We start from the raw sequence: 23,106 nt of genomic DNA, 5'->3' as shown, positions 1-23,106 counted from the left end.
TCCTCGTCGTGGGAGCCTTCAACGCGATCTACCACGCCGGTCCCGGCCGGGGCTGCACGCACTCCATGCGGATGCGCCGCGGTCCCGGAGCCCTGACCGGCCCGGGGAGCCAGGCCCGCTGATCCAGCCGGGCCGCCGTCCGCACGCCTCCCCCTGCTTTCCGCCGTCCTCCGGTCAGGGCACTCGTCTGCCCTTTTTCCCACGGAAGACAAGGACCGCAGGCCATGGCCCGCCCCACCCCCACCTCGCGCGCTCTCTCGCAGAACTTCCTCGCCGATCGCGCCACCGCCCGGCGCTTCGCCCGCCTCGCCGTCCCGCACGGCGGGCCCGCCCCGCTGCTGCTCGAAGTCGGCGCGGGCAAAGGCGCGCTGACCGACGTCCTCGCCCCGCTCTGCCGGGAGCTGCACGCCTACGAGATCGACCCGCGGCTCGTGCCCGCGCTGCGCGGCCGTTTCTCCGCCGTACCCCACGTCCGCGTCGTCGGCGCCGACTTCCTCGCCGCGCGTCCGCCACGCACACCGTTCTCCGTCGCCGGGAACGTGCCGTTCTCCCGTACCGCGGCCGTCGTCGACTGGTGTCTGCGCGCACCCCGCCTCACCGACGCCACCCTCCTCACCCAGCTCGAGTACGCCCGCAAGCGCACCGGTGACTACGGCAGCTGGACCCGGCTCACGGTGCTGACCTGGCCCCGCCACGAATGGCGGCTGCTCGCGCGGGTCGGCCGTCACTCCTTCCGGCCCGTGCCCCGGGTCGACGCGGGTGTCGTCCGCATCGTGCGCCGTCCCGTGCCGCTGCTCGACGCCGCCGCGTCCGACAGCTGGCGGAGCCTGGTCGACCTGGGCTTCTCCGGGGCCGGCGGCTCGCTGCACGCCTCCCTGCGCCGGGCCCACTCCCGGCGGCGGGTGGACGCCGCGTTCCGGGCGGCGCGGCTGGACGCGGGGGTGCTGGTGGGGGAGGTGGCGCCGCAGCGGTGGCTGCGGCTGCACGAGGTGCTGGCGCCGTGACCGGAAACAAGTTGCACGAGACGTATCGTCTCGTCTACGGTGCCGGTATGACCACTCCCGCGCACATCGCCATGTTCTCCATCGCCGCCCACGGGCACGTGAACCCGAGCCTCGAGGTGATCCGCGAGCTCGTGGCGCGCGGGCACCGGGTGACCTACGCGATCCCGCCCCACTTCGCCGGCAAGGTCGCCGAGACGGGCGCCGAACCCAGGCTGTGGAACTCCACGCTGCCGGGCCCCGACGACGACCCCGAGGCCTGGGGCACCACGCTGCTGGACAACGTGGAGCCGTTCCTGGCCGACGCCGTCCAGGCGCTCCCGCAGCTCATCGAGGCGTACGAGGGGGACACCCCCGACCTCGTCCTGCACGACATCGCCTCCTACCCGGCGCGGGTGCTCGCCCACCGCTGGGGCGTGCCCGCCATCTCCCTCTCGCCCAACCTGGTCGCCTGGGACGGGTACGAGGAGGAGGTCGCCGAGCCGATGTGGGAGGAGCCGAGGAAGACCGAGCGGGGACGGGCCTACTACGCCCGGTTCCACGCCTGGCTGGAGGAGAACGGGATCACGCGGCACCCCGACGACTTCGTCGGCCGCCCCGCCCGTTCGATCGTCCTGATCCCCAAGGCGCTCCAGCCGAACGCCGGCCGGGTGGACGAGAGCGTGCACTCCTTCGTGGGCGCCTGCCAGGGCGACCGCCGCGCGGAGGGCGACTGGCAGCGGCCGGCCGGCGCGGAGAAGGTCGTGCTGGTGTCGCTCGGGTCGTCCTTCACCAAGCAGCCGGCCTTCTACCGTCATTGCGTGGAGGCGTTCGCCGGGCTGCCCGGCTGGCACCTGGTGCTCCAGGTCGGCAGGCACGTCGGCCTCGACGAACTGGGGGACGTGCCGGACAACGTCGAGGTGCGCTCCTGGGTGCCGCAGCTCGCCGTCCTCAAGCAGGCCGACCTGTTCGTCACCCACGCGGGTGCCGGCGGCAGCCAGGAGGGGCTGGCGACGGCCACGCCGATGATCGCCGTGCCGCAGGCGGTGGACCAGTTCGGCAACGCGGACATGCTGCAGGGACTGGGTGTGGCCCGGCACGTCCCGGCCGGGGAGGCGACCGCGGAGGTGCTGAGGGCGGCGGCCCTCGCCCTGGTCGACGACCCGGACGTGGCCCGGCGGCTGAAGGACATCGCCGCGGACACGGCGGGCGAGGGCGGCACGGCCCGTGCGGCCGACCTCATCGAGGCCGAGCTGCCCGAGCGGCGCTGACCCCCGCCGCCTGCACTGTCCCTCCGGTGCCGCGGGGCCCGGGAGGCACCATTGCCCCCCGCGCACGAGAAGGGCCCGGCGGTACTCCGCCGGGCCCCGGTGCCTCACCGGATCACACCGGCACGCGCTCACCCTTGCCGCCCCGGGCCCCCGGCGCGGCTGCCGCCACCGCCTCCGGCGACTCGTCGTGGGTCAGGTCCGGCATCCGGTGCAGCCACTTCGGCAGGTACCAGTTGCGCTCGCCCAGCAGCGCCATCACCGCGGGGAGCAGCACGCCCCGGATGATCGTCGCGTCGATCAGCACGGCCGCCGCCAGGCCGACGCCCATCTGCTTCATGGACTGCATGGACAGCGTCCCGAAGATCGCGAACACGGCGACCATGATGACCGCGGCGCTGGTGACCACACCGGCCGTGGTGACCACCCCGTGCTGGATCGCGTCCCGCGTGGTGCGGCCCCGCATCCGTGCCTCGCGGATCCGGGAGACGACGAACACGTGGTAGTCCATCGACAGGCCGAACAGGATCACGAACAGGAACAGCGGCAGCCAGGTGATGATCGCGCCGACGCCCTCCGCGCCCACCAGGGAAGCGCCCCAGCCGTGCTGGAAGACCGCCACGAGGATGCCGTACGCGGCGCCCACCGACAGCAGGTTGAGCACGATCGAGGTGATCGCGACCGTCAGGGAGCGGAACGACAGCAGCATCAGCAGGAAGGCGAAGACGACCACGAAGACGAAGACCGGGACCACGGACCCCACCAGCTGGTCGTTGAAGTCCTTCGAACCGGCGACCTGCCCGGTGATCGGTGCCTCGACACCGTCCACCGTGCCGAGTGTGGCGGGCCGTACCTCGTCACGCAGCGTGTCCAGGCTCGCGCCCGCCTTCTCCTGGTCGGAGCCGCCCACCAGCGGTACGTAGACGAAGGCGATGTTCTTCTCGTCGTGCAGCCTGATCTCGACCGGCCCGCGCGAGGCGCCCGATTTGACCGCCTGCTCGCGGAAGTCGGCGAGCGCGGCCTTCACCTCGGGGGCGTTGATGTCGTCCGCCCTGACGACCACCTCGGCCGGCTCGGAACCGCCGGGGAAGGCCTCGTTGACCCGGTTGTAGGTCTGCACGATCGGCAGCGAGTCACCGAACTCCTGGTCCAGCGTGAGGTTCTGGGTCTTCATGCCGATCGCCGGAGCGGCGACGGCGAGCAGCGCGCCGGTCGCCACCACGGCCGCGACCAGCGGCCTGGCGAGGACCCGCTTCAGCACCGCGGTCCAGAACCGGCTGTCGTTGCCGCCGTTCGCGCGCCGCTTGCGCAGGAACGGCAGGCGGCCCTTCTCGACCCGCTCGCCCAGCAGCGAAAGGAGCGCCGGGAGGACGGTGACCGACCCGACCATGGCGACCGCCACGACCATCAGCGAGGCCAGACCCATCGCCTCGAACTCGGCCAGCCCGGTGAACAGCATGCCCGCCATCGCCACGCACACGGTGACACCGGAGACGACGATCGCCCGGCCACTGGTCGCCGCGGCGATCCGCAGCGCCGTCTGCGCGTCCCGTCCGGCCGCCCGCTCCTCACGCTCACGGCGCAGGTAGAACAGGCAGTAGTCGACACCGACGGCCAGACCCACCAGCAGCATCACCGAGTTCGCGGTCTCGCTCATCGGCTGGAGGTGGCTGACCAGGCCCATCAGACCCATTGTCGCCATGATCGCGGTGATCGCCAGCGCCACCGGCAGCAGCGCCGCCACCAGCGCGCCGAACGCGATCAGCAGGATGCCGAGCGCCACCGGCACCGCCGAGTACTCGGCCTTCTTGAAGTCGGCGCCGAAGGCGTCGTCGAACGTCTTCATCATGCTGGCGCCGCCGATCTCCTCGATCCGCAGCGAGCCGTGGTCCTTCTGGACGTCCTCCACGGCCTTCAGCACCGGCTCGACACGGTCACCGGCCGTGTCGGAGTCGCCGCGCATGTCGAACTGGACGAGCGCGCTGCGCCCGTCCTGCGAGATGGTGTCGCTGTCGTACGGCGAGGTGACCTCGGTGACCTGGCCGGTCTTCTCGACGGCCGCGACGACCGCGGTGACCGCCGACCGGAACTCCTCGTCCGTGGCCGTGAGGCCCTCGTCCTTCGCCTGGACGAGCACGGTCTCACTGGCCGGCTCCTCGATGCCGGCGTCCTCGACGATGCGGGCGGCGGTGCTGGTCTCCCCCTTGAGCTGGTCGCTGTTGCCGACGTCGACGCGGCCCGCGGCCGAGCCGAGACCCATCGCCAGCACCACGAACAGCACCCAGATACCGACGGCCGCCCAGCGGTGCCGGGCGCTCCAGCCGCCGGCCCGGGCCGCGAGGCCCCGTACCCGCGAATCTCCGTTCCCCATGACGGGCTCGCTCCCTCGTGTTCGGCAGCGACCCCCTGCCGCCACCTGACCTTTCGAAGGTATGGGCCGCGTCAGCGTGTCTCGTCGTGCTGTCCGGTGAAGCTCGGGGGAGCGGAGTCATCCCATCGGCGTTCCCGCCCTCCCCACTGCGGAGGACAGCTGTCCCCTACATGTACCCCGACATGTGAGGGCCGGAGATCAGGGTCAGGACCGATGCGGATCACGCCACCCGGCTTCGTCACCGTTCTATCGTGTGGAGCATGGCGACGAGATACGCGGCGCTGCTGCGCGGCATCAACGTGGGCGGCGGCCGGAAGGTCCCGATGGCCGAACTGCGCACCCTCATGGAGGGCCTCGGCCATGACGAGGTGCGCACCCACCTCCAGAGCGGCCAGGCGGTGTTCGCCTCCGGCCGCGGGGACGAGGAGCCGATCGCCGCCGAACTGTCCGCGGCGATCGAACGCCGCTTCGGTTTCGCGGTGGACGTGATCGTCCGCGACCACGCCTACCTGAAGGCCGTCGCCGAGGCCTGCCCCTACCGGGCCGGCGAGCTGGAGCCCAAGCAGCTCCACGTCACCTTCTTCTCCGCGCCCGTCACACCCGACCGCTTCGCCGGGATCGACCCCGACGCCCACCGGCCCGAGGAGTTCAGCCTCGGCGACCGCGCCCTCTACCTCTACGCCCCCAACGGCCTCGGCCGCTCCAAGCTCGCCGAGCACCTGTCCAGACCGCGCCTCACCCGGGGCATCGTCGCCACCAGCCGCAACTGGAACACGGTGACGAAGCTCGTGGAGCTCACCGAGGGCTGACCGGCCGGGACCCGCCGCGATGGGACCAGTGACCGGGCCATGAAGTGGACCGATCCACGAGCACGGCACCGAGGACTTCGACGCCGTGATCGCCGCGTCGCTCACCGAGCTCGGCCTGCCCGGCGACCTGGCGGCGGCCGCACACGACCCCGCGGACGCCGACGCCGTGCGCCGCAGCCACGAGGCGGGCGCCGAGCCGGACACGGGCGCCTACGTGGGGACGCCCACCCTCCACCCCTCCACGTCGACGGCACGGTGTGGTCCGGGCCCGTCCTGCGGGCCGTACCCCGGGGCGAGCGGGCGGCCGCCCTCTTCGACGGTTTCCGGGTGCCGGCCGGCGACCCCGACCTCTTCGAGCTGAAGCGCACCCGCACCGGCGGCCTCTCCTTCGGCTGAACGGCGCGGCCGGCGGGTCAGGCGCCGACCGCGGCGAGCAGCGGCACCCGCGCCGCGTCGTACCGCTCCAGCAGCACCCGCGCCACCTCCGGCGCCGGACCCAGCACGTCCGCCAGGACGTCCGCCTCGGCCGCACCGCGGGCGATCCGGTCCGGCAGGCGGCCGGGAGCCAGGACGTACGGGGCGACGGCGACGCGTGCGCAGCCCAGGGCGCGCAGTTCGCGGACCGCCTGCTCGGTGCGGGGCAGGGATGCGGAGGCGAACGCAGGCCGCACGGCGCACCAACCGGTGTGCCGCCACTCCCGCGCGGTTTCTGCGATCACTGCGATCGCCTCCGGGTCGGAGGACCCCGCCGAGGCCAGCACGACCCCGGTCGAGGACTTGTCGGTGGGCGTCAGGCCCGCCTCGTACAGCCGCCGCTCCAGGGCCGCGAGCAGCAGCGGGGACGGGCCGAGCACCCCGGCCTGGCGGATCCGCAGCCGGGGCGGGGCCTCGGCCAGCACCGCCGGGATGTCCGACTTGGCGTGGAAGGCGCGGGTCAGCAGCAGCGGAAGGGCCACCACCTCACGGACCCCCTCGGCGTCCAGGGACTCCAGCACCCCCTGCACGGAGGGCACGTTGAAGTCCAGGAAGCCGGTCTCCACCCGCAGTCCCGGCCGCAGCGACCGCACCCGCCGCACCAGGTCGTGCACGGTCGCGGCGTGCCGCGGGTCGCGGCTGCCGTGGGCGACGACGAGAAGTACCGGACGGTGCATGGCGTGCCTCAGCTCTTCACCAGCAGACCACGGCTGCGCAGCACCCACCGCTCCAGGGGACTGAAGATCAGCAGGTCGATGGCGATACCGACGGTCAGGATCAGCCCGATGGCCTCGAAGACCATGGCCATGTCGCTGGCGTTGCGGCCGTTCTCCAGCAACTGGCCCAGGCCGATGCCGAGGTCCGGGAAGGACGCGATGATCTCCGCGGCCATCAGCGAACGCCAGGAGAACGCCCAGCCCTGCTTCAGACCGGCCACATAGCCGGGCAGCGCGGCCGGCAGCACGATGTGCCAGGTGCCCTTCAGTCCGGTCGCGCCCAGCGTGCGGCCGGCCCGCAGGAACAGCGGAGGCACCTGGTCGACGCCGGAGACCAGGCCGTTGGCGATCGAGGGAACCGCGCCGAGCAGGATGACGGCGTACATCATCTGGTTGTTCAGGCCCAGCCAGATCACCGCCGGCGGCACCCACGCCACCGACGGCAGCGACTGCAGACCGGACAGGATCGGCCCGATCGCCGCCCGCACGAACCTCACCCGCGCCACCAGCAGCCCGAGCGGGGTGCCGATCAGCAGCGCGAAGAAGAAGCCGAGCAGACCGCGCGAGACGCTGGTCCAGATGTAGCCGAGCAGCTCACCCTTGAGCCAGGCCTGCTGGAGGACCTCCCACACGGCGCCCGGTGAGGGCAGCTTGGTCGGATCGTCGACGATGCGGAAGGAGACCAGGGCCTGCCACACCGCCAGTACCAGGGCGATGGCGATGACCGGCGGCAGGATCTTCTCCACGAAGGTCTGCCGCAGCGGCTTGCGTCCGGTCTGCACCGTCTCCAGTGCGTCGAGGCCCGCCTCCAGACCGGCGAGGTCGCCCCCGTCCCGGTCCTTCGCGGTCGTCTCAGTGCTGGCCATGGCGGCGGATCTCCCCACGGAGTTCTTCGGTGATCTCGACGGACAGTTCCGCCACGGCGGTGTCCTCGATGCGGCGCGGATGCGGGATGTCCACGGTCCACTCGCGGGCGATCCGGCCCGGGCGGGAGGACAGCAGCACCACCCGCTGCGCGAGCCGGACGGCCTCGCGCACGTTGTGCGTGACGAACAGGACGGACAGCCGCGTCTCGCGCCAGATCCTGGTCAGCTCGTCGTGCAGCACGTCCCGCGTGATGGCGTCCAGTGCCGCGAACGGCTCGTCCATCAGCAGCAGCTTGCTCTCCTGGGCGATGGCCCGGGCCAGCGCCACCCGCTGCCGCATGCCGCCGGACAGCTCGTGCACCCGCTTGCCGTGCGCGCCCTTCAGCCGGACCAGCTCGAGCAGTTCCTCGGCCCGGCCGCGGCGCTCGTTCTTCGGCACACCCCGCAGCTTCAGGGCGAGTTCGATGTTCTTGCCCGCGGTCAGCCACGGGAAGAGCGCGTGTTCCTGGAACATCAGCGCCGGCCGGCCGTCCGTGCTGATCACGCCGGACGTGGGGCGGTCCAGCCCCGCGACCAGGTTGAGCAGCGTGGACTTGCCGCAGCCCGAGGCACCCAGGAGGGTGACGAACTCACCGGGCGCGACATCGAGGGTGATGTCGTCCAGCACGAGCTGCTGCCCGGCGGGGCCCGCGAACGACTTCGAGACGTGCTCGATGCGGGCGGCGTGGGTGGCCGCCTCGGTGCCGTCGGCGGCCTTGGCGAGGGTCGTGGCCATGGTCGTCACCTCCTGGGAATCTTCGTGATCCGGGCTTACTTGGCGCCGAGTCCTGCGTCGTCGACGGCCGGTCCGCCGGCGGCCTTCAGGACCTTGTTGAGCGGCGTGAGGTCGTAGATGCCGTTCAGGTCGGGCTGCTCCAGCAGACCCGCCTTGACGGCGTGCCCCGCCTGCGCGTCGAGCGTGGCGGCCAGCGGGTCGTCGGTGAACGTGATCGACTCCCACGCCGGGTCGAGCACCTCGGCGGGCAGCGCCTTGCCCGAGTCGGCCTCCAACTGCTCGTTGGCGGCGGCCTTCGCCTCGTCCGGGTTGGCGTTGATCCACTTGTTGGTCTCGACGGTCGCCCTCAGCACCGCCTCGACGGCCTTCGGGTGTTCCCTCAGAAACTCCTGGCGCACGATGACGTTCGTGATCACGAACTTCTCGTCCGGCCACAGGGACGCCTCGTCCAGCAGCACCTCGCCGCCCTCGGCGACCAGCTTCGAGGCGGTCGGCTCCGGCACCCACGCGCCGTCGACGGAACCGGCCTTGAAGGCGTCCGGGGTGACCTTGTTGTCGCTGCGGACGACCGTGACGTCACCCTTGCCGCTCTGCGCGTCGACCTTCCAGCCCTGCTCGGCCACCCAGTTGAGGAACGCCACGTCCTGGGTGTTGCCGAGCTGCGGGGTGGCGATCCGCTTGCCCTTGACGTCCTTCAGGGACGTCACCTTGTCCGGGTTCACCACGAGCTTGACCCCGCCGGACGCCGAACCGCCGATGATCCGCAGGTTCTTGCCGCCGGACTTGGTGTAGCCGTTGATGGCGGGGGAGGGGCCGATGAAGCCGATGTCGATGGAGCCGGAGTTGAGCGCCTCGATCTCCGACGGCCCCGCGTTGAAGGTCGCGTAGGTGGCCTTGGTGGCGCCGAGTTCCTTCTGGAACAGACCCCTCTTGTTCCCCACGAGGGCGGTGCCGTGGGTGAGGTTGCCGAAGTAGCCGATCCTGACGGAGTCGAGTCCGTCGATCTTCTTCGCCCCGGCGGCGACCTTCACGGAGTCGTCGTCCTCGGCCTGGGACCCGTAGCCGCAGGCGGCCAGGGAGAGCAGCGGGAGCACGGCTGTGACGGCGAGGGCACGGCGCAGGACGGATGTGGCAGGCACGGGAGGTGTTCCTCTCGGAGGCCCGGCGGTCACGGTCTCTCAGGTCGTGGCCGGGAAGTCGGCAGGTTTTCGTCTACGGCGGTGGGAGGTGAGGGCGCGCGAGCGGTGCGCGTACGTCATCGCACACATCGCCCCACTCCGCCCTGGCCGGCGCCGACGGCCCCGCTGCCGACACGGCCGCCCTCCTTCGCGAACCCGGTATAGAAATCCGTGGAGTTCATGGTCAGAAGTCCCACCCGTCGTCCCCGGCCTCGTCCCTGACCGGCTCGGGAGCCGCGAACGACTCGCCGACCATGCCCGCGGTCAGCGTGGTGCCGTCGCTGGGATCGATGAGGATGAACGACCCGGTGCGCCGCGAGTCCGCGTAGGAGTCGGCGGGGAGCGGCTCGGCGGTACGGATCTTCACCCGGCCGATGTCGTTGGCGACGAGCCGGCCCGGGTGCGGGTGCAGGGACAGGTCGTCCAGCGTGAGACGGGCCGGGATGTCCTTCACGATCGCCTTGACCGTGCGGGTGCCGTGCTTGAGCAGGACCCGGTGGCCGACGGTCAGCGGCTGGTCGGCGACGTGGCACACGGTGGCCTCGACGTCCTGCGAGGTGGCGGGCGCGTCCTTGCTGGGGACGATCAGGTCACCGCGGGAGATGTCGATGTCGTCGGCCAGCAGCAGCGTCACCGACTGCGGGGTCCAGGCGACGTCCACGGCCTCGCCCAGCAGGTCGATCCCGCTGACCGTCGTCGTCCGCCCGGACGGCAGCACGGTCACCTCGTCACCCACCCGGAAGGTGCCGGCGGCTATCTGGCCGGCGTAGCCCCGGTAGTCCGGGTGCTCGGCGCTCTGCGGCCGGATCACGTACTGCACGGGCAGCCGCGCGTGGCAGTGCGCCAGGTCGTGGCTGACCGGGACCGTCTCCAGGTGCTCCAGCACCGTCGGGCCGCCGTACCAGTCCATGTGCGCGGACGGGTCCACGACGTTGTCCCCGACCAGGGCGGAGATCGGGATCGCGGTGACCTCCGGGACCCCCAGCTCGGTCGCGTACGCCGTGAACTCCTCGGCTATGGACGCGAACACGGGCTCGGCGTAGTCGACCAGGTCCATCTTGTTGACGGCGAGCACGACGTGCGGGACGCGCAGCAGCGCGGCGATCGCGGCATGCCGGCGGGTCTGCTCGACGACGCCGTTGCGGGCGTCGACGAGGATCACCGTCAGCTCGGCGGTGGAGGCGCCGGTGACCATGTTCCGCGTGTACTGCACGTGCCCGGGGGTGTCGGCGAGGATGAACCGCCTCCGGGGCGTGGCGAAGTAGCGGTAGGCCACGTCGATGGTGATGCCCTGCTCCCGCTCGGCCCGCAGGCCGTCGGTGAGCAGCGCGAGGTCGGGCGCCTCCTGGCCCCGGCTCGCCGACGCCCGCTCCACGGCCTCCAGCTGGTCGGTGAGGACCGACTTGGAGTCGTGCAGCAGCCGGCCCACCAGGGTGGACTTGCCGTCGTCGACGGAACCGGCGGTGGCGAACCGCAGCAGGGTGGTCTCCGCGAGCGCCTCGCTCGTGATCGTGCTCATGTCTAGAAGTACCCCTCGCGCTTGCGGTCTTCCATCGCGGCCTCGGAGAGCTTGTCGTCGGCGCGGGTGGCACCGCGCTCGGTGAGCCGGGAGGCGGCGATCTCGGCGATCACCTTCTCGATGGTGTCGGCGTCGGACTCCACCGCGCCGGTGCAGGACATGTCGCCCACGGTGCGGTAGCGCACGAGCCGCTTCTCGATCCGCTCGCCGTCCTTGGGGCCGCCCCAGTCGCCGGCGGTGAGCCACATGCCGGAACGGGCGAAGACCTCCCGCTCGTGCGCGTAGTAGATCTCGGGCAGTTCGATGCCCTCGCGGGCGATGTACTGCCACACGTCCAGCTCGGTCCAGTTGGACAGCGGGAACACGCGGACGTGCTCACCGGGGGCGTGCCGGCCGTTGTACAGGTTCCACAGCTCGGGGCGCTGGCGGCGCGGGTCCCACTGGGAGAACTCGTCGCGCAGCGAGAACACCCGCTCCTTCGCGCGGGCCTTCTCCTCGTCGCGGCGCCCGCCGCCGAAGACCGCGTCGAACCGCTCGCTCTGGATCCTCTCGGTGAGCGGCAGGGTCTGCAGCGGGTTGCGGGTGCCGTCCGGGCGCTCCTTGAGCACCCCGCGGTCGATGTAGTCCTGGACGGACGCGACGTGCAGCCGCAGCCCGTGCCGGGCGACCGTGCGGTCCCGGTAGTCGAGCACCTCGGGGAAGTTGTGCCCGGTGTCCACGTGCAGCAGCGAGAACGGGACCGGCGCCGGGGTGAACGCCTTCAGCGCCAGGTGCAGCATCAGGATGGAGTCCTTGCCGCCGGAGAAGAGGATCACCGGCCGCTCGAACTCGCCCGCCACCTCGCGGAAGATGTGCACCGCCTCGGACTCGAGGGCGTCCAGGTGCGAGAGGGCGTACGGGCTGTCCGTCCCCTCCCGGACAGTGGCGGCGGTCGTCATGCCAGTCCCCTTTCGCTGAGCAGGGCGTCCACCGACGCCGCGGACTCCCGCACGGTCTGGTGCTGCGACTCGATCCGCAGATCGGGCGTCTCGGGCTCCTCGTACGGGTCGTCCACACCGGTCAGCCCGGTCAGTTCACCCGCGGCCTGCTTGGCGTACAGACCCTTCACGTCGCGTACGGAGCACACCTCGACCGGGGTCGCCACGTGCACCTCGACGTAGGGTGTGCCGCCCGCGGCGTGCCGCTTGCGGACCGCCTCCCGGCTGTCGGCGTACGGCGCGATCACCGGGACGAGCACGGTGACGCCGTTGCGGGCGAGCAGTTCGGCGACGAAGCCGATGCGCTGCACGTTGGTGTGCCGGTCCTCGCGGCTGAAGCCGAGGCCTGCCGAGATGAACTCGCGGATCTCGTCGCCGTCGAGCACCTCGACCCGCCGGCCCCGCTCGCGCAGCCGGGCGGCCAGCTCGTGGGCGATGGTGGTCTTGCCGGCGCTCGGCAGACCCGTGAGCCAGACGGTGGCTCCGGTCGTCACGTGATTCTCCTGGTTCGTCGAAGGCGCGGTCATGGTCAGCCGTGCAGCCCGCACTCGGTCTTGGAGCGGCCCGCCCAGCGGCCGGCGCGGGCGTCCTCGCCCTCCAGCACCCGGCGGGTGCAGGGCGCGCAGCCCACGGAGGCGTAACCGTCCGTCAGCAGCGGGTTGGTGAGGACGCCGTGCTCGGCGACGTAGGCGTCCACGTCGTCCTGGGTCCAGCGGGCGATGGGGGAGACCTTCACCTTCCGCCGCTTCTCGTCCCAGCCGACGACCGGGGTGTTCGCCCGGGTGGGGGACTCGTCGCGGCGCAGGCCGGTCGCCCAGGCCGCGTAGCCCTTCAGTCCCTCCTCCAGCGGCTGCACCTTGCGCAGCTTGCAGCACAGGTCGGGGTCGCGGTCGTGGAGCCTCGGGCCGTACTCCGCGTCCTGTTCGGCGACCGTCTGCCGCGGGGTCAGCGTGATGAGGTGGACGTCCATCACGGCCTCGACCGCGTCCCGGGTGCCGATGGTCTCCGGGAAGTGGTAGCCGGTGTCGAGGAACACCACGTCGACGCCGGGCATCACCCGGGAGGCGAGGTGGGCGACCACCGCGTCCTCCATCGAGGAGGTCACGCAGAACCGCTTGCCGAAGGTCTCGGCGGCCCACCGCAGGATGTCCGGCGCCAAGGCGTCCTCCAGGTCGCGGCCCGCCTGCTGGGCCAGCGCCTTCAACTCGTCTGTGTCCCGCTCTTCCTGAACAGCCGTCATGTCCGGTCCCCTCCCGTGTCGGATCGCTCGAGTCCCCGGGCGAGCAGCCCGAGGAACTTCAGCTGAAAGGCTCGGTTGCACGCGCCGCATTCCCAGGCCCCGTGGCTCTGTTCGCCCGGACGCAGGTCCTCGTCACCGCAGTAGGGGCAGTGGAACGGCGCCGCACGCTCGCTCACGACAGGGCCTCTTCGGAGGCGCGGCCGACCCAGGCCGCGAAGCGCTCGCCGTCCTCGCGCTCCTCCTGGAAACGTCCCAGGATCCGCTCGATGTAGTCGGGCAGTTCGTCCGCGGTGACCTTCAGGCCGCGCACCTTGCGGCCGAACCCGGCCTCCAGGCCGAGCGCGCCGCCCAGGTGCACCTGGTAGCCCTCGACCTGCTCGCCCCGCTCGTCGAGCATCAGCTGTCCCTTGAGACCGATGTCCGCCACCTGGATGCGGGCGCAGGCGTTCGGGCAGCCGTTGAGGTTGATGGTGATCGGCTCGTCGAAGTCCGGGATGCGGCGCTCGAGTTCGTCGATCAGCGAGGCGCCGCGCGCCTTGGTCTCGACGATGGCGAGCTTGCAGAACTCGATCCCGGTGCAGGCCATGGTGCCGCGCCGGAACGGCGAGGGCTTCGCGCTGAGGTCCAGCGCCTCCAGGGACTCCACGAGGGAGTCGACCCGGTCCTGCTCCACGTCGAGGATGATCATCTTCTGTTCGACGGTGGTCCGCACCCGGCCCGAGCCGTGGGCCTCCGCGAGGTCCGCGATCTTGGTGAGGGTGGTGCCGTCGACGCGGCCGACGCGCGGCGCGAACCCGACGTAGTAGCGGCCGTCCTTCTGGCGGTGCACGCCGATGTGGTCGCGCCACTGCTGTACCGGCTGCTCGGGCGCGGGCCCGTCGGTCAGCTTGCGCTTCAGGTACTCGTCCTCCAGCACCTGCCGGAACTTCTCCGCGCCCCAGTCGGCGACCAGGAACTTCAGCCGGGCGCGGTTGCGCAGCCGGCGGTAGCCGTAGTCGCGGAAGATCGACAGGACGCCCTCGTAGACGTCGGGGACGTCCTCGAGCGGCACCCAGGTGCCCAGCCGCACGCCCAGCTTGGGGTTGGTGGACAGGCCGCCGCCGACCCACAGGTCGAAGCCCGGCCCGTGCTCGGGGTGGCGGACGCCGACGAACGCCACGTCGTTGATCTCGTGCACCACGTCGAGGACGGGCGAGCCGGAGATGGCCGTCTTGAACTTGCGGGGCAGGTTGGAGTACGCCTTGTTGCCCAGGACGCGGCGCTTCATCTCCTCCAGCGCCGGGGTGCCGTCGATGATCTCGTCCTCGGCGATGCCGGCGACGGGGGAGGCGATCATCACGCGCGGGGTGTCGCCGCAGGCGGTGACCGTGGACAGGCCGACGCCCTCCAGGCGCTCCCAGATCGCGGGCACGTCCTCGATGCGGATCCAGTGGTACTGGACGTTCTGCCGGTCGGTGATGTCGGCGGTGCCGCGCGCGAACTCCTGCGAGACCTCACCGATCACCCGCAGCTGCTGGGTCGTCAGCGCCCCGCCGTCGATGCGCACCCGCAGCATGAAGTACGTGTCGTCCAGCTCCTCCGGCTCCAGGACCGCGGTCTTGCCGCCGTCGATGCCGGGCTTGCGCTGGGTGTAGAGACCCCACCAACGCATCCGCCCGCGCAGGTCGTTGGGGTCGATCGAGTCGAAGCCGCGCTGGGAGTAGATCGTCTCAATGCGTGTCCGCACGTTGAGACCGTCGTCGTCCTTCTTGAACTGCTCGTTGCCGTTGAGAGGGGTCAGGTGCCCCACGGCCCACTGGCCCTCTCCGCGGTGACGGCTCACCTTGCGGCGGGGGGTCGCGACGGCAGGCTTCTGCGGGGTGGCGGCCATGGCTGATACGTCCTTCGGGACAGCGACGGGTGGTGTCGGCGCGCAGCGCCGTCGGTGCGGGCGGCGGGAAAAAGGCTCTGACCTGCGCATAAGGGCGCACGGAGTGACGTGCGCGTCGTTGCGCGAGGGGTGAGGCGGGAAGGGGGTGCCGGGCGGTGCCGGGTGCTCCTAGCGCGCCGGACAGATGGCGCTGGACATGCGGCCGAGGTCGACGTGCCGCCGACTCACCAAGGCGATTCCAGTTCCGAACATGACGGAAGCCTGGCACGGAGATCTGGACACAGTCCAGCTTCGTCCAAAGTGCGGACACCCTTGTCTCGAAAGGAGAGATAAGGGTGTCCTTGGTCACAAGCGCCGCGAGCGGCCTTGCCGGTGCTGGTCAGGCCGGGTAGGCACCGGGCCACGGACCGGGAGTGGCCACTTCCGGCTCGTCCTCGACCTTGGTGTCGAAGAGGGTGAAGCCCCGGCGCAGGTAGTTGTCCATGGCGTGCTCGCCGTCCTTGCTGCACGTGTGCAGCCACACCCGCCGCGTCGGCTTGAGTCCCGGGTGCCGCGCGGCGAGGTCCCAGGCGCGCGCCGTGCCGTACGACAGCAGATGCCCGCCGATGCGGCGCCCGCGGAAGGCGGCGATCAGACCGAAGTAGACGATCTCGACGACCCCGTCCTCCTGCGCCTTCAACTCCACGTACCCGGCCGGCGTGCCGCGGTCGTAGGCGACCCACGTCTCCACCCCGGGCCGGTCCAGGTGCTCCGTCCACTGCGCGTACGTCCAGCCCAGCCGGTCGGTCCAGCGGATGTCACCGCCGACCGAGGAGTACAGGAAGCGGCTGAACTCGGGCGAGGGCACCTCGGAGCGGACCACCCGCACGTCCCCCTCGGGCACGGCGGCCGGGCGGAGGTCGGTGGGCGCCGTCTGCTCCAGGGACCAGGTGGTCACGGCGATGGTCGTCATGTCCGAAAGGGAACCATCCGCCACCCACGCCTGTCGAACGCCTGATTCACGGCGCGGACCGTGAGGCGGTCCGGACCGGACCTAGTCGTCGAGGGACCGGTCGACCGAGGCCAGCGGCAGGGCGAACAGCATCCGCCCGGACTGCGACCACACCTCGCCCGTCTCCTGCCAGTAGGACAGGGACGTCGCCTCGCCGCTCCAGCAGCGGTGCGTCTCGTCCGCCCCGCAGCGGGTGGGGCTGGCCCCGTCCGTGTCCTGCCGCCACAGCGTGCCGCGCTCGTCCGGCGTCCCGGTCATCCGGCCCAGGTACCACCCCGACCGGTACGACAGCACGCTGCGCACATGGGTCAGTTCGGTCTCGTACACCGCCACCGGATCCGCCTCGAGCAGTCCGGTCCGCTCCGGCCGGGCGCTGAACGCGTACCGCCACAGCCGGGTCGGCCCCTCCTCGTCCGCGGGCGTCGCCTCGTGCGCGACCAGACTGTCCGGCTCGGTGCTGCGGTCCAGGGCGATGCCGCCGGGCTGGGGGGCGCCGGCGCCGGTGGTCCGGTACGAGGCGACCGCCGGGAGGACGTAGCGCGCCCCGGCCGCCGACCAGCCGCCGGGCACCCGGCCGACGGAGGCACCCTCCACGGTCGCCCGCTGCATCCGGTCCAGGTCGTACACGTACAGGGCGCCGCCCTCGCCCCGGCCGGTCGTGACCAGCAGCTTGTCCTGGTACCAGACCATGCCCGACACGGTGGAGCCCAGCCCGCGGTAGTCGTGGCCCCCGTCCACCGGGACGGCGAGCAGCGCCCAGGTGTAGCGGAGTTCGCCGGCGTCCCCGGCGTTGACGAAGGCGACCCGGGCGAGCCCTTGTTCCGCCGCCGTGCCCGTGGTCCTGCTCCACCCGGAGAGGATCACCCGGTTCTCGCCCCAGCGGCCGTCCTCGTCCGCGTCCCCGGACGTGGTGACCGCGCCGGCCCGCCACCCGTCGGTGTCGTGGCCCGGCCAGCAGTAGGCCCGGGTGGCGGCGGGCTCGACGGGCAGGGCCCGCCGCTCGTCCTCCGTGCAGTCCGCCGCGTCGCGCAACGAGCCGTCGGGGTCGGCGAGTACGTCACCCACTCCGACGGGCGGGCCCATCCCCGCGGCGAGACGGCCGAGGGCGCCGGCCGGCACGCCCTCCTCCGCCAGCCGCAGCGGCGCGGTGTCGGCGGCCGCGGTCAGCGGCTTCAGTGCCCCGGGGTCGTCGGCGTCGGTGGCCTGCGAAGCGCTGATCAGGGTGGCGGCCGCGGTCAGCGCGAGCGCCGCCCCGGCGAGCCCGGCCCGCAGCGCCCTGCCCCGTCTGCGCCGGCGGTGTCTGCCGCGATGTCCCATAACGTCCTCCCGGGGCGGGCCAACTGCGTCGGGTGATCCGTGGGTTGACCGAGGAGCAGATGGGGTGGCCCGTACCGGGATGCTACGACAACCGGCCGCCGCACACGACGAAGACCCTGTGATTGCGCGGAATCCGCACTCCTCCCGGGCGACGGCCGGTACGCGGGGCGGCCCCACCGGGGCCGCCCCGCGCCGGCTCCAGTCGCTCCTCGCTCTCCGGCATGATCCGCCGGAGAAGGACCGGGCCCCGGGTCCGACACGGACCGGCGCCCGGATCCGGCCCGGGGTCCGACCGGACCCCGCAGGGCCCGGCGGTCAGGGGTGCGCGCGCGGTCCCGCGGCGTGCGCACGGGGGCCGTCCCGTGCCGGAGCCGTCGAGTGGGGGAGGAGGTCGTGGGGGCCGTCCGGGAGGAGGACGTCGACCTCCACGTTCTCCGCGAAACGGTACGGACGGTGGTCCAGCAGAGCGCCCAGATAGCGCCGTATCCGGGACATCTCCGCCCGCACCGTCACCGTACGGCCGGGATCGCCGAAGACGTCCCCGGCCAGGGAAGCCGCGCTGCGGCCGGTGCGGTGCACGGCCAGCAGATACAGCAACTCGGCGTGCCTCGGGCTCAGTTCACGAGACCACGAGCCCGCCCCGCCGGACACGTCCACCGTCCGGCGGCGTGGCTCGCGCAGGTCCAGCACGATCCGCGTCCCGGCCCGTGTCACCGGCTCGTCCGCCGCCCGCACCAGCCAGCCCTCCGCCAGCGGCTCCAGCGAGCACCGGCCCAGCGCCGGCAGCCACCGGGTGCCCGCCGACACCGACTTGGGCAGCGCCAGCCGTTCCGTGTACGGCATCCCGGTCACCGCCGCCGTCCACCCGTGCCGGTCCACCACCAGCGCGCGCCCGGCGGCGCGCGCCAGTACCGGCGCCGCCACCGCGCGCAGCCGCTCCAGCGACCGCAGATGCCGCTCCCGCAGCCGCGCCTCGGCCAGCTTCGCCACCGAGTCGACCCACGCCAGCGTGGCCGGGTGCATCGTCTCCAGCGGCCCGCTCACATCGACCACGCCGATCAGCCGCCCGTCACGGGGGTCGGTGATCGGCGCCCCGGCACACGTCCAGGAGGCGTGCGACCGTACGAAGTGTTCGGAGGCGAACACCTGCACGGGGCGCCCCGCCACCGCCGGCGTGCCCACCCCGTTGGTTCCGACGACGTCCTCGCGCCAGTCCGCGCCGATCTCGAAGCCCAGCCCGTCCGCCTTGCGCAGCACCGGCGCGCTGCCCTCCCGCCACAGCACCCGGCCCTCCTCGTCGGCCACCACCATGATGTGGTGCGCGACGTCCGCGACCGACAGCAAGCCCTCCCGCAGGACCGGCAGCACGTGCCGCAGCGTCGACGACGCCCGCCGCCGCTGCACCTCCTCCTGGGACAGCAGCCCGCTGCGGACGTCGTGGTCCGGGTCCACTCCGCCGCGCAGCATCCGTTCCCAGGACTGGCCGATCACCGGGCGGGGAGCCACCGGGGCACGTCGCCCGGACAGCGCGGCGGAACGGGCCTCGTCGAGCACCCGCGCCGCGCGTGCCGAGTCGACGGCGGCCAACTGTGTCACGTCCATGGGCGAGAGCGTCACCTGACCTCCCGGGAGAAGACCTGTCGGACCCATACTGCCGTCTGCCCGGGGTGCGGACGCTCAGTACCCTGACGGGAACCCTACGTTGCAACCCCCTGCAACCCTGGTGGACGGCCGGGGGCTGATCGAACATGGAGCGACGCCGTCCCGAGCGGCGTCCACGGCTCTCAAGGGGCCCGTGCGGCGGGGGTGGTGCCGTGTCGGCGCAGCACCACCCCCGCGTCGCCCGCTCAGGACACCGGCCGGGCCCGCTCCACCACCGACGCCAGGTCCAGCGTGTGCGGCAGCGTCCCGAACGACGCGCCCGCGTCGCCGCCCAGCCGTCCCGCGCAGAACGCGTCCGCCACCTCCGGCGGCGCGTACCGCACCAGCAGCGACCCCTGGAGCACCAGCGCCAGCCGCTCCACCAGCCGCCGCGCCCGCCCCTCGACACCCTCCAGGTCGGACAGTTCCGTCAGCAGGTTCTTGATCGCCGCGTCCAGCCGGTGATCCGCCCCGCGCGCCCGCCCGACCTCCCGCAGGTACGCGTCCAGCGCCGCCGGCTCCCGGCGCAGCGCCCGCAGCACGTCCAGCGCCTGCACGTTGCCGGCACCCTCCCAGACCGAGTTCAGCGGCGACTCCCGCACCAGCCGGGGCATGCCCGACTCCTCCACGTATCCGTTGCCGCCCAGGCACTCGGCCGCCTCGACCGCGACGGGCGCGCACCGCTTGGTCACCCAGTACTTCGCCGCCGGCACCGCGATCCGCAGCAGCGCCCGCTCCTGCTCACCGCCGTCGTCGTACGCCGCCGCCAGCCGCAGCGCCAGCGTGGTGGCCGCCTCCGACTCCACCGCCAGATCGGCCAGCACATTGCGCATCAGCGGCTGGTCGAGGAGCGTGCGGCCGAACGCCGCACGGTGCGTGCAGTGGTGCACCGCCTGCGCCACGGCCTGCCGCATCAGCCCGGCGGAGCCCAGCACGCAGTCCAGCCGGGTCGCCGCGACCATCCCGATGATGGTGCGCACCCCGGCCCCCTCGTCCCCGACCCGGCGCGCCCACGTCCCGTCGAACTCGACCTCGGCGGACGCGTTGGACCGGTTGCCCAGCTTGTCCTTGAGCCGCTGGATGAGGAACACGTTGCGCGTGCCGTCCTCCAGCACCCGCGGCACCAGGAAGCACGTGAGACCTCCGGGCGCCTGTGCCAGCACCAGGAATCCGTCCGACATGGGCGCCGAGCAGAACCACTTGTGCCCGGTCAGCTCGTACGCGCCGTCCTCGGCCAGGGGCCGCGCGGCCGTCGTGTTCGCCCGTACGTCACTGCCGCCCTGCTTCTCCGTCATGCCCATCCCGAACAGCGCGCCGGGCTTCTGGCCGGGCGGCCGCAGGGCCCGGTCGTAGACCGTCGACGTCAGCCGGGGTTCCCACTGCGCCGCCAGCCCCGGGTCGGCGCGCAGTGCCGGCACCGCCGCGTGGGTCATCGACAGCGGGCAGCCGTTGCCGGCCTCCGCCTGCGTCCACATCAGGAACGCCGCGGCCCGCCGTACGTGTCCGCCCGGCCGCCCCCACGCCGCCGTGAGCCCCGCGGAGACGCCCTTGCCGAGCAGCCGGTGCCAGGCGGGGTGGAAGTCGACCTCGTCGATCCGGTGACCGTAGCGGTCGTGGGTGCGCAGCCGGGGCGGGTTCTCGTTGGCCTGCACCCCCCACTCCTGCACCTGCGCGGAGCCGACCGTCCGCCCGAGCCCCGACAGTTCCGAGCGCCCCTCCTCCAGCACGTCCGCGGCCAGATGCCGCTCGACCGCCTCCACCAGGGCCCGGTCGGCGCCGAAGACGTCGTACTGCACCAGCGGGGGAGCCTGGTTGGTCACGGTGTGCGTGCTGCCTGCCATGTCCCGAACGTACCCCGTGGCAGTCCGCCCTCACCCGGCGACCGGGCCTCTGGGTGAGTGCGACCAGGCACGACGGATACCTTTAGGACGTGCAGCCAGCAAGTGAATCCCCAGACGCGCCCTCCGGCCGCCTCCACCGGGCCCGGGCCCTCTACCGGAACGTCTCCAAACGCAGGACGGCCTGGCTGCTGCTCAAGGACACCGTCAATTCCTGCATGGAGTACCGGATCCTGGGACTGGCGGCCGAGGCCGCGTTCTTCACGCTGCTGTCGGTGCCCCCGCTGCTGCTCAGCATGATCGGCCTGCTCGGCTACGTCGACGCCTGGACCGGCGCCGACACCATCCAGAGCCTGCAGCGCAACCTGCTCGACGCCTCCCGCACGGTGCTGTCCGACCGGGGCGTGAGCCAGATCGCGGAACCGATCCTGCGGGACGTGACGAAGGGCGGCCGGCCCGACGTCATCTCCCTCGGTTTCCTGATCGCCGTGTGGTCGGGCTCCCGCGCGGTGAACGTCTTCATCGAGACGATCACCGTCATGTACGGCCTCGACGGCGTCCGGGGCATCGTGAAGACCCGGCTGCTTGCCTTCCTGCTGTTCATCGTGGCCCTGCTGATCGGCTCGATCGCGCTGCCGCTGATGGTCGCGGGACCGGACGCGGTGGTGGAGATCGTGCCCTGGTCGACGACGCTCGTCCAGATCCTGTACTGGCCGGTCGTGATCGTGCTGTCCATCGTGTTCCTCACCACGCTGTACCACGTGTCCGTACCCGTGCGCTCCCCGTGGATCGAGGACGTGCCCGGTGCGCTGGTCGCCCTCGGCATGTGGGTGCTGGGCAGCTTCCTGCTGCGGATCTACCTGACCAACACCGTCGAGGGCCCCACCATCTACGGCTCCCTGGCCGCCCCCGTCGCCGTGCTCCTGTGGATCGGTGTGTCCGCGTTCGCCGTGCTCGTCGGCGCGGCCGTCAACGCGGCCATCGACCGGGTCTGGCCGGCCGCCGCGACCGCCGCCGCCCGCGAGGCAAACGAGCGGCTGCGGCAGGCGCAGGTCGCCGAGTACGTCGCCCGCACCGCCGCCACGGCGGACCACACCGGCGAGGCCGATCCCGACATGCCCTCCGAGTTCCCCGAACGCTGGTCACGCTTCCTCCCCCCGGAGGACGTCACGGCCCGCCTGCGCGCCCACGCGAAGACCATCCACCCGAAGAACGGCGAATCCCCGCCCCCCGAGGACAAGTAGCCCGTCCGGCGTTCGAGGACGAGGCCCGTTCAGGGCCGAAAACGGCATCTGGGGGCGAAGCCCTCAAGGACGGGGCGGCGGGGGCGAACCGACCCGGCAGCGCCCCGGCATCGGCTCACGCCTTCCACGTGCCGGCCGCCGCCTCCTCCCCGACGAACCCGGAGAAGTCCCGCGGCTCGCGCCCGAGCACCTGTCGCACCCCGTCCTCCACGTGCGCGTTGCGCCCGTCGAGCAGCGCCCCGAAGACCTCGGTGAGGAACGCGGCCTCCTCCGCCGGCACCCCCAGCCCCACCAGCGCCTCCGCGTAGTCGCGCACGGGCACCGGCCGGTACGTCAGTATCCGTCCCGTGGCCGCCGCGATCTCCGCCACCGCCTCCCGCCAGGTCAGCAGCCGGGGCCCGGTCACGGTGAGCGTCCGGCCCGCGTACCGTTCCTCGTCCGCCACCGCGGCCACCACCACCTCGGCGATGTCCCGCGCGTCCACGAACGGCTCCGCCACCTCACCCGCCGGGAACACCAACTCCCCGCGCCGCAGCTCGTCCACCAGCGGCCCCTCGCTGAAGTTCTGCGCGAACCAGGCGGCCCGTACGACCGTCCACTGCGCGCCCGACGCGCGCAGCGCCTCCTCGGCGGGCAGCGCCTGGTCCTCACCCCGCGCGGACAGCAGCACCAGCCGCCGCACCCCCAGCCCCACCGCCACCCCGGCCAGCTCTCCGACCGCCTCCGCGGTCCCGGGAGCCCCCACATCGACCGGGTGCGCCAGATACGCCGCGTCCGCCCCGCGCAGGGCCCGCTCCCACGTCGACCGGTCCCTCCAGTCGAACCCGGTCGCCCGCGACGCCGCCCGTACCGTCATCCCCGCCGCCTCCGCGGCCCGCGCCACCCGGCTCCCCGTACGCCCCGAGGCTCCCGTGACGACCAAGGTCATGTCCTTCGCGTTCTTCACGTCGTCCGTCATGGGATCGATTCAACTGCCGTGCCCGCGGGCGGACCATCGCCGAGCGGCTCACTCCCATACGCCCGCGTCTACGC

General features: G+C 72.4%; 21 protein-coding genes and 1 pseudogene. 5 read left to right on the top strand and 17 right to left on the bottom strand.

Translation table 11 applies throughout. The annotated features are described in order from the left end of the window. The first annotated feature begins 224 nt into the window (after positions 1 to 224). Positions 225 to 1,004, top strand: coding sequence for an ErmE/ErmH/ErmO/ErmR family 23S rRNA (adenine(2058)-N(6))-methyltransferase (gene erm, locus ACZ6A9_RS12695; protein ID WP_468983524.1), 780 nt, complete (start codon positions 225 to 227; stop codon positions 1,002 to 1,004). Positions 1,005 to 1,051: 47 nt separating this feature from the next. Beyond that, the gene (mgt, locus tag ACZ6A9_RS12690) at positions 1,052 to 2,251 is read left to right on the top strand and encodes a macrolide-inactivating glycosyltransferase (RefSeq protein WP_468983521.1); all 1,200 of its coding nucleotides are present in this window, start codon (positions 1,052 to 1,054) and stop codon (positions 2,249 to 2,251) included. A gap of 112 nt (positions 2,252 to 2,363) precedes the next feature. Here the strand turns inward: mgt and ACZ6A9_RS12685 are convergent, their stop codons facing one another. Continuing rightward, positions 2,364 to 4,619 carry an MMPL family transporter gene (locus ACZ6A9_RS12685; protein WP_468983519.1) on the bottom strand — a complete coding sequence of 752 codons (2,256 nt, stop codon included), beginning with the start codon at positions 4,617 to 4,619 and terminating at the stop codon, positions 2,364 to 2,366. 260 nt (positions 4,620 to 4,879) lie between these two features. Between ACZ6A9_RS12685 and ACZ6A9_RS12680 the strand changes: the two genes are divergently transcribed. Together ACZ6A9_RS12680 and ACZ6A9_RS12675 are read left to right on the top strand one after the other, a co-directional pair. Continuing rightward, on the top strand, positions 4,880 to 5,428 hold the full coding sequence (locus tag ACZ6A9_RS12680) for a DUF1697 domain-containing protein (protein ID WP_468983517.1): 549 nt from the start codon (positions 4,880 to 4,882) through the stop codon (positions 5,426 to 5,428). 52 nt (positions 5,429 to 5,480) lie between these two features. Further along, a pseudogene (locus tag ACZ6A9_RS12675) lies at positions 5,481 to 5,824 on the top strand (mycothiol-dependent nitroreductase Rv2466c family protein); the annotation flags it as partial. A gap of 17 nt (positions 5,825 to 5,841) precedes the next feature. Here the strand turns inward: ACZ6A9_RS12675 and ACZ6A9_RS12670 are convergent. From ACZ6A9_RS12670 to ACZ6A9_RS12600, 15 genes are all read right to left on the bottom strand, one after another. Continuing rightward, positions 5,842 to 6,579 carry a sirohydrochlorin chelatase gene (locus ACZ6A9_RS12670; RefSeq protein WP_468983514.1) on the bottom strand — a complete coding sequence of 246 codons (738 nt, stop codon included), beginning with the start codon at positions 6,577 to 6,579 and terminating at the stop codon, positions 5,842 to 5,844. Positions 6,580 to 6,587: 8 nt separating this feature from the next. Next, complete coding sequence (locus tag ACZ6A9_RS12665; protein WP_468983511.1) at positions 6,588 to 7,484, bottom strand: ABC transporter permease; 897 nt, start codon at positions 7,482 to 7,484, stop codon at positions 6,588 to 6,590. After that, on the bottom strand, positions 7,471 to 8,259 hold the full coding sequence (locus ACZ6A9_RS12660) for an ABC transporter ATP-binding protein (RefSeq protein WP_468983509.1): 789 nt from the start codon (positions 8,257 to 8,259) through the stop codon (positions 7,471 to 7,473). The genes ACZ6A9_RS12665 and ACZ6A9_RS12660 overlap by 14 nt, the downstream gene beginning before the upstream one ends. A 35-nt stretch (positions 8,260 to 8,294) precedes the next feature. Further along, entirely contained in the window at positions 8,295 to 9,398 is a 1,104-nt protein-coding gene (locus ACZ6A9_RS12655; protein WP_468983507.1) for an aliphatic sulfonate ABC transporter substrate-binding protein, read from the bottom strand. Between the two features lie 223 nt (positions 9,399 to 9,621). Next, positions 9,622 to 10,956, bottom strand: a complete 1,335-nt coding sequence (locus ACZ6A9_RS12650; RefSeq protein ID WP_468983501.1) for a sulfate adenylyltransferase subunit 1 — start codon at positions 10,954 to 10,956, stop codon at positions 9,622 to 9,624. Positions 10,957 to 10,958: 2 nt separating this feature from the next. Continuing rightward, on the bottom strand, positions 10,959 to 11,894 hold the full coding sequence (cysD, locus tag ACZ6A9_RS12645; protein ID WP_468983496.1) for a sulfate adenylyltransferase subunit CysD: 936 nt from the start codon (positions 11,892 to 11,894) through the stop codon (positions 10,959 to 10,961). Then, complete coding sequence (gene cysC / locus ACZ6A9_RS12640; protein ID WP_468983494.1) at positions 11,891 to 12,460, bottom strand: adenylyl-sulfate kinase; 570 nt, start codon at positions 12,458 to 12,460, stop codon at positions 11,891 to 11,893. The genes cysD and cysC overlap by 4 nt, the downstream gene beginning before the upstream one ends. 2 nt (positions 12,461 to 12,462) lie before the next feature. Then, entirely contained in the window at positions 12,463 to 13,173 is a 711-nt protein-coding gene (locus ACZ6A9_RS12635) for a phosphoadenylyl-sulfate reductase (protein ID WP_468983492.1), read from the bottom strand. Further along, positions 13,170 to 13,349 (bottom strand): hypothetical protein, encoded by a 180-nt coding sequence (locus tag ACZ6A9_RS12630; protein ID WP_468983489.1) that lies wholly within the window; start codon positions 13,347 to 13,349, stop codon positions 13,170 to 13,172. The genes ACZ6A9_RS12635 and ACZ6A9_RS12630 overlap by 4 nt, the downstream gene beginning before the upstream one ends. Beyond that, a complete protein-coding gene (locus ACZ6A9_RS12625; RefSeq protein ID WP_468983484.1) occupies positions 13,346 to 15,043 on the bottom strand; it encodes a nitrite/sulfite reductase in 1,698 nt (565 codons plus the stop codon). Before ACZ6A9_RS12625 ends, ACZ6A9_RS12630 begins: the two co-directional genes overlap by 4 nt. Positions 15,044 to 15,211: 168 nt before the next feature. Beyond that, positions 15,212 to 15,295: a putative leader peptide gene (locus tag ACZ6A9_RS12620; RefSeq protein ID WP_351804716.1), complete on the bottom strand. Its 84-nt coding sequence runs from the start codon at positions 15,293 to 15,295 to the stop codon at positions 15,212 to 15,214. Between the two features lie 127 nt (positions 15,296 to 15,422). Beyond that, on the bottom strand, positions 15,423 to 15,995 hold the full coding sequence (locus ACZ6A9_RS12615; protein WP_468983482.1) for a GNAT family N-acetyltransferase: 573 nt from the start codon (positions 15,993 to 15,995) through the stop codon (positions 15,423 to 15,425). Positions 15,996 to 16,076: 81 nt separating this feature from the next. Further along, positions 16,077 to 17,351 (bottom strand): hypothetical protein, encoded by a 1,275-nt coding sequence (locus tag ACZ6A9_RS12610; protein ID WP_468983480.1) that lies wholly within the window; start codon positions 17,349 to 17,351, stop codon positions 16,077 to 16,079. A 315-nt stretch (positions 17,352 to 17,666) separates the two neighbouring features. Next, positions 17,667 to 18,953: a helix-turn-helix domain-containing protein gene (locus ACZ6A9_RS12605; RefSeq protein ID WP_468983478.1), complete on the bottom strand. Its 1,287-nt coding sequence runs from the start codon at positions 18,951 to 18,953 to the stop codon at positions 17,667 to 17,669. A 245-nt stretch (positions 18,954 to 19,198) separates the two neighbouring features. Beyond that, the gene (locus ACZ6A9_RS12600) at positions 19,199 to 20,833 is read right to left on the bottom strand and encodes an acyl-CoA dehydrogenase family protein (RefSeq protein WP_468983475.1); all 1,635 of its coding nucleotides are present in this window, start codon (positions 20,831 to 20,833) and stop codon (positions 19,199 to 19,201) included. 89 nt (positions 20,834 to 20,922) lie between these two features. Here ACZ6A9_RS12600 and ACZ6A9_RS12595 point away from each other — a divergent pair, with 89 nt between their 5' ends. After that, positions 20,923 to 22,074, top strand: a complete 1,152-nt coding sequence (locus tag ACZ6A9_RS12595; protein WP_466426637.1) for a YihY/virulence factor BrkB family protein — start codon at positions 20,923 to 20,925, stop codon at positions 22,072 to 22,074. Positions 22,075 to 22,189: 115 nt separating this feature from the next. Here the strand turns inward: ACZ6A9_RS12595 and ACZ6A9_RS12590 are convergent, their stop codons facing one another. Continuing rightward, entirely contained in the window at positions 22,190 to 23,032 is an 843-nt protein-coding gene (locus ACZ6A9_RS12590; RefSeq protein WP_468983470.1) for an NmrA family NAD(P)-binding protein, read from the bottom strand. Positions 23,033 to 23,106 lie beyond the last annotated feature (74 nt).

This window comes from Streptomyces sp. NPDC041124 (genome assembly GCF_055592385.1).
This window is presented reverse-complemented; position numbering and strand designations above follow the sequence as displayed.